Genomic DNA, 12,920 nt, shown 5'->3' with positions numbered 1-12,920 from the left:
ACGCTCGAGCCCCAACACCGTGAGGTGCTTGTCGAAGATCTCGCCGTAGTTTCCAACCTGCTTGATGACGTTGTAGAAAGCGTCGGCAGGAAGGCCCATGGCCGTCTGCTTCTCTTCCTCGCCACCGAGAAGGCGCTGGACCTCACCATTCGGCGGGTTGGCCAGCATGTCGTCCACGTTGGCAGAGGTGATCCCCTGCTCTTCGGCGATGATCAATGCGTACATCGTCCAGTTGACCGCATCGGCCCACTTCGCGTCACCCTGGGCGACGCCGGGGCCGAGTGGCTCCTTGGAGATCGGCACTGCCGGGAAGATCACCCAGTCGCCGGGAGATGGCTCATCGGTCGACTTCCTGGAGACGAGTCCGGAACCGTCGGTCGTGACTGCGTCGCACGCGCCGCTCTTGAAGTTCTCCAACACGATGTTGAAGTCCTCGAAGGTGGTGAGCGTGAAGTCTGCACCGGCTGCCTGCATGGCTTCGGTGATGTTCTTCTCGGTCGTCGTACCGGCGTTCGTGCAAACAACGGCACCGGCCAGATCGGCAAGACCCGAACCGCTGTCGAATCCGTCGGCCGTGCGAGCCATCACCTGCTGGCCGTCGTAGTAAGTCGTCGGTGCGAAATCGACACCCAGTTCGCCGTCACGGCTCTGAGTCCATGTCGTATTGCGGCTGAGCATGTCGATTGAACCCGAGGACAATGCCTCGAAGCGCTGCGCGGCCGTGAGAGCCGTGTATTCAACGGCTTCGGAGTCGCCCAGCACCGCCGCGGCCACTGCCCGGCACAGATCGATGTCGAAACCGACGAAAGCGCCTGCCTCGTCCTTCGAGCCAAAGCCCGGCAAGGTCTCGTTCACGCCACAGTTGAGCGTGCCGCGTGCGATGACTTCCTCGAGGAGGTTGGCACCGGTCTGCGCCCCTGTGTCTCCGCCGCCGTCGTCCGTGCCGCCGCCGTCATCCGTGCCGCCGTCGTCCGCAGCAGTAGTCGGCGTTGTTTCATCCTCGCCACCACCGCCGGCATCGCAAGCCACCAGGACGAGAGCAAACACCGCCAGTATCGCTATTAGTTTCTTGAGATTCATTCCGCTCCTCCCACAAAGGGAACTCGGGTGAGTAGTCCTCCCCGATATTGCCGACCACCATAGACTCGCGCAGGCGGCCGCTTCAACCGAAAGTGGGACCTATTCCAAGTCCGAGGTGACCAGAGACCCGTAGCCACGCTAGGCTGTGGCCCTCATTCCCAGCCGTGATCCGGGCGGAACGGCCGACGAAATCTTTGCCTCCCAACAGGTAGTGAAGCGTGACCTCAGAACTCCTCAACCAGATCAAGGAACCCGCCGACCTGCGCACCCTCGGGCTGACCGAACTCGAGCAACTGGCTTTGGAAATACGCGAGTTTCTGATCGAGAAGATCTCACGAACGGGCGGCCACCTCTCACCGAATCTCGGTGTCGTCGAGTTGACGCTCGCCCTTCACCGAGTGTTCGACAGCCCGGCCGACCGTATCTACTGGGACGTGGGACACCAGGCCTACGTCCACAAGATGGTCACGGGCCGCCAGGATGGATTCGACACTCTGCGGAGCTTCGGCGGTATGGCGGGTTATCCGAGCCGGGCGGAGAGCGAGCACGATTTCATCGAGAACAGCCATGCATCGGTGACGCTCAGCTACGGTCTCGGCAATGCCATCGCCAATGCGGCGGAAGGCAACGGGCGTTACACGGTCGCCGTGATCGGAGACGGAGCTCTGACCGGCGGGGTCGCCTACGAGGCCCTCAACCACATCGCCGTCTCCAAACCGCCGAACTTGATCATCGTCGTCAACGACAACGGGCGCTCCTACGCCCCGACGGTGGGCGGGCTGGCCGCGCTCGCCCATCTGCGCTTCGACCCGCGCTACGAACATGCCAAGAAGCTGATGGGGCGAATACTCCGCAGCCTTCCGATCGTGGGCGACACGGCAGACGAACTGGCTTTCCGGGTCAAGGAGGGTTTCAAGCAACTCGTGGAGCCGGCCACCTTCTTCGACGTTCTGGGACTGAAATACTCGGGCACCCTCGACGGTCATGACTTCGAAGCGCTCGAAGAGGCTTTCGAGAACGCCAAGGATATGGGCGAACCAGCCATCGTCCACGTGATCACCGAGAAAGGCCGCGGGTATGAACCGGCCATCAACGATGAGGTCGAGAAGTTGCACGGAGTGGGAACCTTCGACGTCCAATCCGGCAAGCCGACCAGTTCAGAGCTGAAGATGACGAACATCGCCGCCGGGGCGGTGTTGAGCGAAGCCCGCCAGAACCGAGACATCATCGCCATCAGCGCGGCCATGATCTCTCCGACAGGTCTCAATGAGATGGCGAGCGAGTTCCCCGATCGGGTCATCGACACGGGCATCACGGAGCAGCATGCAGTCGCGCTCGCGGCAGGACTGGCGATGAGCGGCAAACGGCCCGTTGTGGCGCTCTACTCGACCTTCATGCAACGGGCGTTCGATGAGCTGATGATGGATGTGGCCCTGCACAACCTTCCCGTTACCTTTCTACTGGACAGAGCCGGTGTGACGGGTCCGGACGGCCCATCCCACCACGGAGCGTTCGACTTGTCCTTCTTGCGGATGATTCCCGGAATGACCATCGGCGCACCGTCGGATGCACACGAGCTGTGTGCGATGGTCGCCACCGGAGTCCGACACGACGGCCCGCTGGCCATCCGGTTTCCCAAGAACGGAGCCGGAAGCGTTCCTTCACTGCCGGTCGATCCGATCGAGATCGGTGTATGGGAGGAGATTGATTCCGGTTCCCAGGTTCTGTTGCTGGCAACCGGCCGAATGGTCGAGCACGCGCAGAAGGCGGCTTCAACGCTGGGACAGAAGGGCGTGTCGGCCGGCGTAGTCAATGCCCGCTGGGTCAAGCCGATGGACGGGCGACTGCTCGACTGGGTGCGCTCCTATCCACTGGTAGTGACCCTGGAAGACAACGTGGTGAGCGGCGGTTTCGGCGCCGGAGTACTCGAGGCGGTGAGCCCCCACGGTCTGGGCGGCCGGATCCGGGTACTCGGCCTGCCCGACGCCTTCCTTCCACCGGGATCTGCCGGGGATGTCCTGAAATCGGTCGGACTCGACGCGGATTCCATCGCCTCCACGGTCCTGGAGTTCGTGGCGGGAGGATGAAAGTCGGCGGTTGGCGGGCCCGGTAGGCCTTTGGACCGCCGGGCAATCTCGTTGAACCGATACCTATGGCGTCCCGCGTCGAAGTCACGGGGCGGCTCTGCCGGCACAACGGCCGGCGGACGCAGCTAGCGGCCCGACACCAACGCGGTATCCACAAGCACCGCCATCTCCGCCCTCGTGATTATCTCGTTGGGGCCGAACGCCCCGTCGTCGGAACCGCCGACGATCCCGAGCTCGAATAGCCGCTCCACGAAGGGCGTGTACCAGGCGCCCTGGGGGACATCGGTGAAGTATCCGTGATAGGTATCCAGGGGGCTCTCCCCCATCGCGCGCACGAGGAACGTCGTGATGTGAGCGCGACTGACCTGTTCATCCGGACAGAAGGTGAGCGGTTCCGTACCGCAACCCTTCGTTATGCCGAGGTCGTACAGGGCCTCGACGAAGGGGACGTACCAGCTCCCGGCCGGTGCATCGGCGAAGTATCCGCCGGGCGAGCCGACGGTGCCGCGGACGGCGCGGACGAGGAAGGTGGCCATCTCGGCTCTCGTCAGGGCACCCTCGGGGCAGAACCGAAGCGGCTCGGTTGTGCATCCGACCGTTATCCCCTCTCCGAACAGGGTGTCGATGGAAGTGCGGGCCCAGTAGTCGATCGGGACGTCCGCCCATGGGTCACAGTTGTCGCCCACTCCGTTCCCGTCCGAATCCGACTGATCGGGGTTGGGGACGGCAGGACAGTTGTCGAGCGGATCATCGACGCCGTCACCATCCTGATCGGTTTCGAGGATCGGCTGCGCGATAACGGTGGCGGCGAGCAGGCTCTCGTATGGATTGAATCTGGAGCCGTCTGGGCGCTGGAGCTCGAAGTGCAGATGCGATCCCGTCCACTCGGCATTGCCGCTGTCTCCCACCCAGCCGATGAGCTGGCCGGCCGTGACGCGCGCCCCCGGGACGATGCCATCCGCGAAACCGAACCCCATGCCGTCGTCCGTTCCGGGAGTGTCGTTGTTCAGATGGATATACCAGCTCGTCCATCCGTCGTCGTGATGCAGGGCCATGGCACAGCAGTTGACGCCTATCTCACCGTGCTGCCACCCGACTTCGCCGCCGGCGACGGCTACCACGGGGATCATCTTGTCGGCCATGATGTCCGTTGCTTGATGAATGCGACCGCCGGACCGTGCTGCATCGAAGGTGTCGGTGAAGTGGTTCGGCCCCAATACCGGAAAGATCATCGGGTAGAGCTCTGTTCCCGAAGCCTCGGGAATCGGGACGACGGTGATGCTCAACGCAACGAGCAGCGCCGCCGCGCCCGCGACGCAGCGGTGGAACGTGCCGGTACCCACATATACCTCCATTGGTGCCAACGGGGATGTATCGGAAGCGGACCGGGGAACTTGAGCATCCGGTGAAGTTGCGGACTCGCGCCCGCCGGGTTTGGGGAGTCGGGCCGGGTAACCGAATCGCGTTCTAGGCGAGCTCCCTCAGCAGATAGACCGCCAATGCCCCGGCACAATCTGCGACGTCCTGGAGGGGTACGTGCTCATCGGCCGAATGGGCAACCGCGACATCCCCCGGACCGAACATCACAGTTGGAACTCCGGCATGCTGGATCAGCAGGCGCATATCCGCTCCGTAAGGCACCCCGACGAGGCGGGATTCCTTCCCGAGAACGTCTGCGACCACGGATCGAAGACTCTGGGGGAGGCTGTGGCCGTCCGGTATCGAGGACGAAGCGAACTTGCCTCCGGTTATCTCGAGGTCAAGCGGATGATTACGGAGAAACTCGTCCCGGTCCCAGGCGACCTGAAGGCATTCCCGCAGGTCTTCCTCAGCTTCCCCCGTTGTTTGTCCGAGCTTCACTCCATACCTCCCGTCCACAACGAGGTGATCCATCACGGTGGACGCCCAGTCGCCGCCCCGGACTTTCCCGACAATGGTCGGATAGGGAAGCCCGAGAGAACTCATGCGCCGGTCGGCCACGGCGGCGTTCCGGGAGGCCTCGTCCCGGTCGAGCGCTTCGAGCAGCAGTCCCAGCTTGTGCAGCGCCGATACCCCTTCCCGCCGCATCGAAGCATGCGCAGCGCGGCCCGGAATCCGAAGGCGGAACGTAATCGAGCCTGCATGGGCGACCGCGATGTCCAACCGGGTCGGCTCGGTGATCACAGCCGCGTCGCCGGTGATCCCGGCCCGAATCGCCGCCAGCATCCCCTGTCCGCCGTCCTCTTCGGACGGTACCGTCGCCAGCGCGACCGAGCCGCCGAGCCTACCCACCAGGCCGGTCTCATTGAGGGCCCTCACCGCGGAAATGATGGAGACCACTCCACCCTTCATGTCGACCGACCCGCGACCGTAGAGATTGCCGTCTTCGACAAGTCCATCCCAGACGGGTTTGGTCCACTTGGCGGGATCCCCGGGGGGCACCACGTCGACGTGTCCGACGAGCAAGATGCGCTTGCCGGCCGGATCTCCGAGGCTGCCCTCCACGACCGGCAAGGTCGAACGCGACATTTCCTGTCCCGGCCAGGCGGGATCGGACCGAATGGCGATCGGATCGGTTTCGATTCGTCGCACCGCCAAGCCGGCCGCAACCATCAAGTCTGCACAGGCGTCCTGGACCTCGTCCTCTGAACCTGTGATAGAGCGGATCTGGACCAGTGCCTTCAAATCGCTGGTGAGCCGGTCCCTGTCGATCGCCGCGACAAGATCCTCCTCCCGTGCGGAAAGGCCGGACATCAGCCGCGCAGGACTGGACGGGTCAGACAGGTAGGTCCACCGCTACCGTTGATGCAGATCTGCCTGCCGGAGAAGGTATGCACCTCGATGCCTGCTTCCTCGAGAGCATTCCGGGTCTTTGGATTGCCCTCCACCATTGCTACGACGCCCGGCCGAATGGCGAGCAAGTTGCACCCCTGGCTCTCGAACTCCTCGTCCGGGATGGGGATCATCTTGATCTCGTGCTCGACGAGGAGTTCCCAGAGCCCGGCGGGCATCAATGGAAGGTACACGGCGGCAGCATCCTCGGCTACGGGGGATATCACGCTCAGAAGATGGAGGCACTCGTCGGGGCCGTTGCCGTAGGGAACGTCGAAGATCTCGACGCGGCCGCCGACTATTCCGGCCAGTTGCCGGGCGCCCGCCCGGTTGGTGCGCAAGGAACGGCCGATACAGAAGATGTCGGGCGTCAGCCAGAACGTGTCACCGCCGTCGACCGTGCCCGGAGCTTCGATGCGTCCGAGCGTCGGAATCCCCGCGGCATTTGCCCAGGCTTCCATCGGTTCCTCTTCACCCACACGATTGGGCTTGCCGGATCGCAACGAGATCACGCCGCGGTCGGTAACCAGCATCGGGTCGTAGGAGTAGATGAGGTCCGGGCTTCCGGTTTCGGCCTCGAGCAGGTGAACGGTGACACCGAGTGATTCGAGCAAAGCAACGAAGGCGTCGTGCTCTCGCTGCGCTTCGGGGAGGTCGACGGGATGCAGATAGCCGTGTGCAGGGTTATCAAACGCATCACCGAAAGGTCCGCCGGGTCGCTTGAGCAAAACGTGTTGCAGCGGAAGAACCATCGATTGCGCGCCGTACCTCTGAAGTTGCATATCGGCACAATAGCTACTCCGATTTGCCGCTCGGTTCGGTGCGCGGCGGCTGATGCCGGTAGATTGGCAGAGTGGCTGCGATGGCATCCACGCAATATGACTAGGAGGAAGCGATGACGAAACGCCTATTGATCACCGCGGTGGTCTTGGCAATGCTGCTTGTCGCCTGTGGGGGAGGCGCGAGCACGCTCGCCGAGGGGACTTTGACAGTCTGCACGGATGCTCCTTACGAGCCGTTTGAAATCTATGCAGAAGATGGCACTCTGACCGGCTTCGATATGGACATGATTGCCGAGGTGGCGAACCGGATGGGACTCGAGATGGAGCCCACGGTGCAGCCGTTCGAAGGTATCTGGCTGCAACCGGATGCCGGTACCTGTGATGTGGTTGTTGCGGCAATGACCATCACCGAGGAACGTGCTGCACAAGCCTTGTTCGCCGATCCGTACTTCGACGCAGACCAGTCGTTGCTGGTGCGGTCGGCCGACGCCGGATCGCTCACCGACCTGGACGCTCTGGTCGGAAAGAAGGTCGGGGTCCAGGTTGGAACCACCGGAGAGATCTATGCAGAAGAGAACTCCCCGGCCGGTGTGGAGATAGTCAGCTTCGATGAAGCGGCCGGCATGTTCCTCTCCCTGGCGAGCGGCGACATCGATGCCATCCTTCAGGACCTCCCTGTGAACGGATATCGGTCCACGCAGGACGATGCCTTCGTCGTGACGGCCAAGTTCCCGACCGGCGAGCAATACGGGTTCGCGTCGTCCCTCGACAACACCGAACTCATCGACGAGATAAACACGATTCTCGCTGAGATGCGCGAGGACGGTGGCTACGACGAGATCTACCGGGAATACTTCGGTACCGGCAGCTAATACCGCTCTTCTGAGCGACACCATCAAGGAGCACCCGTGTAGGGTGCTCCTTGATGTTTTCCGGTGGATTAGCCAAGAAGCAGAGGCAGTCTCGGATCCGGTGGGCGATCTACGTGAGTTCCGTCGCGCTGGTTGCCGGTCTTGCGTTGATCGCCGACTGGCCCAACCTGCAAAAGACACTGGCGAACCCGGACGTGGCAGCCGGCCTGTTCCCCGACATCATCCTGCTGGCCGCCCGCAACACCTTGATCTTCACCGCCGTCGGGTTTGCCGGTGGATTCGTGATCGCCATGACGATGGCTCTGATGCGGATCTCGAAGATCCGTGCATTCCGGATCGTCTCCACGGTCTACATCGAAGTTCTCCGGGGTCTGCCCCTTCTCTTGACGATCATCTTGATAGGACTGGGGCTGCCGATCGGTATCGCCGGCTTTCGCCAGATGCCGATCTTCTGGCGTGGTGTCATCGCTCTCGCCCTCGTGACGGGTGCCTACATGGCGGAGACGATCCGGGCAGGCATCGAATCGGTTCCACCCGGGCAGAACGAAGCAGGACGGTCCCTCGGGCTCTCGAAGAGCCAAACCATGCGATGGATCGTCCTCCCCCAGGCGCTGCGCACGATCATTCCACCGCTGACCAACGAGTTCGTCATACTCATCAAGGACACGTCCCTGATTTCGGTGCTCGGCGTGACGGCCTCGACCAAGGAGTTGACGCGTTTTGCCAGGGAAGAGGTCATCTCCAACGCCAACGCGACACCTCTCATCGTGGCCGGATTGGTCTACCTCGCTTTGACGATCCCTCTGACCCAGGTGGCGCGCCGTCTCGAGACCAAGCAGGGCCGGGTATGAGTTCAGTACCGGCTATCGAAATCCGCAATCTCTACAAATCCTTTGGAGACCTGGAGGTACTGAGAGGAATCGACTTCTCCGTCGGCCAGGGAGAGGTCGTGGCGGTGATCGGGCCGTCCGGTTCAGGCAAGTCGACACTGCTCCGCTGCGTGAACCTGCTCGAGACCCCGGATTCCGGCGAAATCAAGATCGAGGGTTTCAACATCCTCGACCCCGACTGTGACGTCGACAAGGTTCGCCGCAAGATCGGCATGGTGTTTCAGCTCTTCAACTTATTCCCCCACCTGACCGTGCTCGAGAACCTCACGATTGCGCAACGAAAGGTCCTCAAACGTTCTGATGAGGAGAGCGAGGAAGTCGCGAGGAAGAATCTCGAACGGGTCGGCCTTCTCAACATGATCAGCAGGTATCCCGGCCTGCTATCCGGCGGTCAGAAGCAGCGGGTGGCCATCGCCAGAGCGTTGTCGATGGACCCCGACATGATGCTGTTCGACGAAGTCACGAGTGCTCTCGACCCGGAACTCGTCGGTGAGGTGCTCGACGCCATGCGCGTCCTGGCCGACGAAGGAATGACCATGATGGCCGTCACCCACGAGATGGAGTTCGCCCGCCAGGTCGCCGATCGCATCGTCTTCATGGACGGCGGGGTCATCGTCGAACAAGGGCCGCCCGCGCAGATCATCGACAACCCTCAGCACGAACGAACCCGGAAGTTCCTTCGCGCAGTCGCCCAGGAGGACTAGCCCTCCTGCCTCTCCGGCGGGCTTCGTTCGCCGACCCTCCGGCACCGAACACCCGGCTAGTCTCCGGGATGGTGGACGGGGGCCGTACCTTCGGAGGAGCAAGCCGTGAGCAGCGCTGAAACTCGCGTGTCGTGGAATGTGCCCAACTGGGTGCGTTTCATTTACGTCTTTGCCCTGCTCTACCTCTTTCTCGTCGGCGTCAAAGCGCTCGAGTCGGGTATCAAGTCCTTCGGCTCCGACTTCACGGATAGCCTCTTCGACAGGGTCTCGAATCCACTGGCCGGGCTATTCGTCGGAATACTCGCCACCGTGCTCGTCCAATCGTCCTCGGTATCGACGGCGACGATCGTAGGTTTGGTAGGCGCGGGAACACTGGCGATACCGCTGGCGGTGCCGATGATCATGGGCGCCAACATCGGGACGACGGTCACCAACACCCTTGCCTCGCTCGGATTCCTCCGTCGCAGCTCGGAGTTCAAGCGAGCATTCGCCGGTGCCACTATGCACGATTTCTTCAATATCCTGGCGGTTGCCCTCTTCCTCCCGCTCGAGATCGCCACCAAGTTCCTCTCGAGGAGCGCCGAGTGGCTCGCAGGAATCCTGGGCGGCAATACGTCAATTCAGTTCGAGAACCCGGACAGCCCGATCAAATCCGCGGTCAAGGCGCCGGTCGCCTGGTTCGAATCGATCGTGGAGCGCTTCACGGACAACGAGAACGCCATGGGCGTCGCGCTGCTGGTGCTGGGACTGGCCCTCATCTTCCTGGCACTCGCCTACATCACCAAGAACATGCGGCTGGTCATGGCCGGGCGTATCGAGCGGTCGATGAATGCCGTCCTCTCCAGGGGAGGCGGCATCCCGGCCATCCTGATCGGTTTGCTCATGACCGTGGCAGTGCAGTCATCTTCCATAACCACTTCGGTTCTCGTGCCGATGATCGCAGCCGGAGTCCTGACTCTCGAGAACGGTTTCCCGGTGACGCTCGGCGCCAACGTCGGTACGACGGTGACGGCGCTGCTCGCCTCTCTGGCGGCCGAACGGCCGGAAGCGCTGGTTATTGCGCTTACTCACACCCTCTTCAATGTGGGCGGCATTCTGGTCTTCTACCCGATCCCGGTAGTGCGCAGGATCCCCCTGATCCTGGCCCAGAGACTGGCAGGCGTCGCGGAGGTGCGAAAGTCGGCAGTGCTGGTCTATGTGATCGGAGCCTTCATCGTCGTGCCTCTATTGGGCATACTGGTACTGAACTGAGGAGCGAACAATGGTGATGGAATTCTTTCGAGGTGGGGCCGACAAGGAACTCGAGCAGATCGAGCACACGATCCAGCAGATGCTGGTCGACTGCCGTCATACTTTCGACGCGGCGATCAACGCTCTCCTCGGGGGCACGGACCCCAATCTCGTCAGGAAAGACATCAAGAGGACCGACCGTCAGGTGAACAAGGCGGAACGGGAAGTGCGCCGCGAGCTCGTCGTTCACGCAAGCGTGAGGGGGGCCCAGGCGGACATTCCGATGGTGCTTGCCTCGATGAGCATCGTCAAGGACGCCGAACGAATCGGCGACTACGCCAAGAACATCTTCGACCTGGCGGCGGCAGGGGTTGACCTTTCCTCCACCCCGGACATCGACAAGCTCGTCAAACACCGCGATCAGGTATCGCGCCTGATCGCAGAAACGGCCCGAATCTTCGGTGATCGTGACACCGAGGCTGCCCACCTGATCCTCCAGGCGGAAGACGAGAACCTCATCGAGTACGACAACCTGGTCATCACCCAGATCAACTCCGACGCACCTGCCGGCACCGCCGTCCCAATCGCTTTGCTGTATCGCTACTTGAAGCGAATCACCGCCCACTCCATGAACGTGCTCACCTCACTGGTGATGCCCCTCGACCGCCTCGACTACTACGACGAGGACAAAGCGGACCGCTGGTAGTCCGCCGGCTCGGCCGGGCGGCACACCCGGACGAGACATGTCAAGAGGAAACCGGAGGCCGATCGGTCACCGGCAACCGAATCGTGAACTTCGAACCTTTGCCGAGCTCGCTCTCGACGTCCACAGAGCCGCCGTGGCGATCCACCACGTGTTTGATGATGGCCAACCCGAGTCCCGTCCCTCCGGTGTCGCGGGCGCGTGCCGAATCGACACGGTAGAAACGTTCGAATATGCGTGGCAGATCGCGGATTGGAATCCCCAGACCCGTGTCTTCGACGACCACCACAGCCCACCCGCCCTCGCGGCCGACATCAACCCGCACCAAACCGTCGCTCTCGGTGAAGCGCAGCGCGTTGGTGAGGAGGTTTCTCACCGCCAGCGCCAGCTCTCGCCGGTTCGCGGCAACGTTGACGGGATCGGTATCCAGTACCAGTTCGATCGATCGCTGCTTCGCCTCGGGCGTCGCCATTCGCACCTCGTCGGCAACCAGGCGATCGATCGATATGAGCTCTACTTCGGGCGGTTCCGACTCCAGGCGGGAGAGATCGAGAAGATCGGAGACCAGTCTGGCGAGCCTGGCGGCCGTCCGGTCGACCTGTCCGGCAAAGCGAGCAACGGCCTCCTGATCGCCATCCTCGATGGCGCGCAGAATCGTCTCGGTGCCGGCACTGATTGCGGCCACAGGCGTCTTCAGCTCATGGGAGGCATCGGCAACGAAATCCCTGCGCATGGCCTCCACACGTTTGGACTCCGTGATGTCGCGGACGACCGCCACCACCATCTCACCCTCGATCGGGATGACGTTCGCCGAGAACTCGGTCTTCGGCCTCCCGCGTGCGAAGTCGACGTCATATCGGACGCGGCCGGCCAGCGCCGCTTCGACCGCATCTCGCAGTGTCCTGGGAGTCAGGCCGCCGACATCGCCGGGATCGCCGAACAGCTCACGAGCCGCCTGGTTCGTGTACGCGATCACGCCGCTCCGGCCGACGAGCAGGATGGATTCGTCGAGGGTTGAAAGCACGCGATCCCGAAGACTGCTCGCCTCATCAGCTTCCACGATCCGGCGCCCTAGTTCATCCGCCATCTGATCGACCGCCCGCGCCAGTTGGGCCGACTCGGCCAGGTTGGGGTCGGGCATTCGCGTGTCGAGGTCACCGTCGGCGATCGACACGATCGCTCTCGTCATCTGCACGAGCGGGAGTGAGATTCGCTGTGCAATCAGCCAGACGGCACCCACCCCGAGCAACACCACGAACAGCCCGCTCCCCACGATCGCAAACCGCAGGCGGCCCAGAGAATCCTCAACGTCGGTCAACGGCACCGACATCCGGTAGACGACGCCGCCGGCCTCCGGGATCGCCACGTACCGGAACGAAATGCCGACCGTCTCGCTGAGCCGTGAGTCCACTCCGATGCCGCCCGCCAGTGCCGCGACCACCTCCGGCCGAGCCGCATGGTTTTCCATGGTCAGCGGATCCCGCTCGGAGTCTGCCAGGACCGTGCCGTCGACGGCGATCACCGTGATGCGACTCCCGATCTCGTCTCCCAGGGAGACCGCATCTGCCTGAATGTCGGGGGAACCCTGAAGAGCGAACCGGACCGTCTGGGCTTCCTCGACGAGTGAGTCGGTGAGTTCGTCGAGCAGGAGGCGGCTGGTTTGCTCATTGATGATGAACCCGAGGACCACCAGCAGGACGATCACGGTCACCGTGTACCAGGCGAGCAGACGTCGGGCCAGGCCGGGTTTGGTCCTCATGG

General features: G+C 62.7%; 11 protein-coding genes. 6 read left to right on the top strand and 5 right to left on the bottom strand.

All coding sequences use genetic code 11. The features are described 5' to 3' along the window. Nucleotides 1-1,080 (bottom strand): amino acid ABC transporter substrate-binding protein (locus VLT15_09280; protein HSR45407.1); only part of this gene is annotated, 1,080 nt, incomplete at its 3' end. A gap of 218 nt (nt 1,081-1,298) precedes the next feature. Here VLT15_09280 and dxs point away from each other — a divergent pair. Next, nucleotides 1,299-3,167 carry a 1-deoxy-D-xylulose-5-phosphate synthase gene (gene dxs, locus VLT15_09275; protein ID HSR45406.1) on the top strand — a complete coding sequence of 623 codons (1,869 nt, stop codon included), beginning with the start codon at nt 1,299-1,301 and terminating at the stop codon, nt 3,165-3,167. A 125-nt stretch (nt 3,168-3,292) separates the two neighbouring features. On the opposite strand, the gene VLT15_09270 is transcribed toward dxs, so the two are convergent. The 3 genes from VLT15_09270 to VLT15_09260 form a co-directional block, all read right to left on the bottom strand. After that, nucleotides 3,293-4,522, bottom strand: a complete 1,230-nt coding sequence (locus VLT15_09270) for an S-layer homology domain-containing protein (GenBank protein HSR45405.1) — start codon at nt 4,520-4,522, stop codon at nt 3,293-3,295. 112 nt (nt 4,523-4,634) lie between these two features. Continuing rightward, a complete protein-coding gene (locus VLT15_09265; protein ID HSR45404.1) occupies nt 4,635-5,900 on the bottom strand; it encodes an ArgE/DapE family deacylase in 1,266 nt (421 codons plus the stop codon). After that, nucleotides 5,900-6,760, bottom strand: a complete 861-nt coding sequence (locus VLT15_09260) for an arginine deiminase family protein (protein HSR45403.1) — start codon at nt 6,758-6,760, stop codon at nt 5,900-5,902. Before VLT15_09260 ends, VLT15_09265 begins: the two co-directional genes overlap by 1 nt. A 113-nt stretch (nt 6,761-6,873) precedes the next feature. Here VLT15_09260 and VLT15_09255 point away from each other — a divergent pair, with 113 nt between their 5' ends. The 5 genes from VLT15_09255 (at nt 6,874) to VLT15_09235 (ending at nt 11,162) form a co-directional block, all read left to right on the top strand. Beyond that, nucleotides 6,874-7,632 carry a transporter substrate-binding domain-containing protein gene (locus VLT15_09255; GenBank protein HSR45402.1) on the top strand — a complete coding sequence of 253 codons (759 nt, stop codon included), beginning with the start codon at nt 6,874-6,876 and terminating at the stop codon, nt 7,630-7,632. A gap of 53 nt (nt 7,633-7,685) precedes the next feature. Further along, nucleotides 7,686-8,483, top strand: a complete 798-nt coding sequence (locus tag VLT15_09250) for an amino acid ABC transporter permease (protein ID HSR45401.1) — start codon at nt 7,686-7,688, stop codon at nt 8,481-8,483. Continuing rightward, nucleotides 8,480-9,226: an amino acid ABC transporter ATP-binding protein gene (locus VLT15_09245; protein HSR45400.1), complete on the top strand. Its 747-nt coding sequence runs from the start codon at nt 8,480-8,482 to the stop codon at nt 9,224-9,226. Before VLT15_09250 ends, VLT15_09245 begins: the two co-directional genes overlap by 4 nt. Nucleotides 9,227-9,331: 105 nt before the next feature. Continuing rightward, nucleotides 9,332-10,477, top strand: a complete 1,146-nt coding sequence (locus VLT15_09240; protein HSR45399.1) for a Na/Pi symporter — start codon at nt 9,332-9,334, stop codon at nt 10,475-10,477. Nucleotides 10,478-10,487: 10 nt separating this feature from the next. Continuing rightward, entirely contained in the window at nt 10,488-11,162 is a 675-nt protein-coding gene (locus VLT15_09235; GenBank protein HSR45398.1) for a PhoU domain-containing protein, read from the top strand. Nucleotides 11,163-11,202: 40 nt separating this feature from the next. Here the strand turns inward: VLT15_09235 and VLT15_09230 are convergent, their stop codons facing one another. Further along, entirely contained in the window at nt 11,203-12,918 is a 1,716-nt protein-coding gene (locus VLT15_09230) for an ATP-binding protein (GenBank protein ID HSR45397.1), read from the bottom strand. Nucleotides 12,919-12,920 lie beyond the last annotated feature (2 nt).

The sequence above is a fragment of the Acidimicrobiia bacterium genome, assembly GCA_035471805.1.
Lineage (GTDB): Bacteria > Actinomycetota > Acidimicrobiia > Spongiisociales > JAHEDJ01 > JAHEDJ01.
This window is presented reverse-complemented; position numbering and strand designations above follow the sequence as displayed.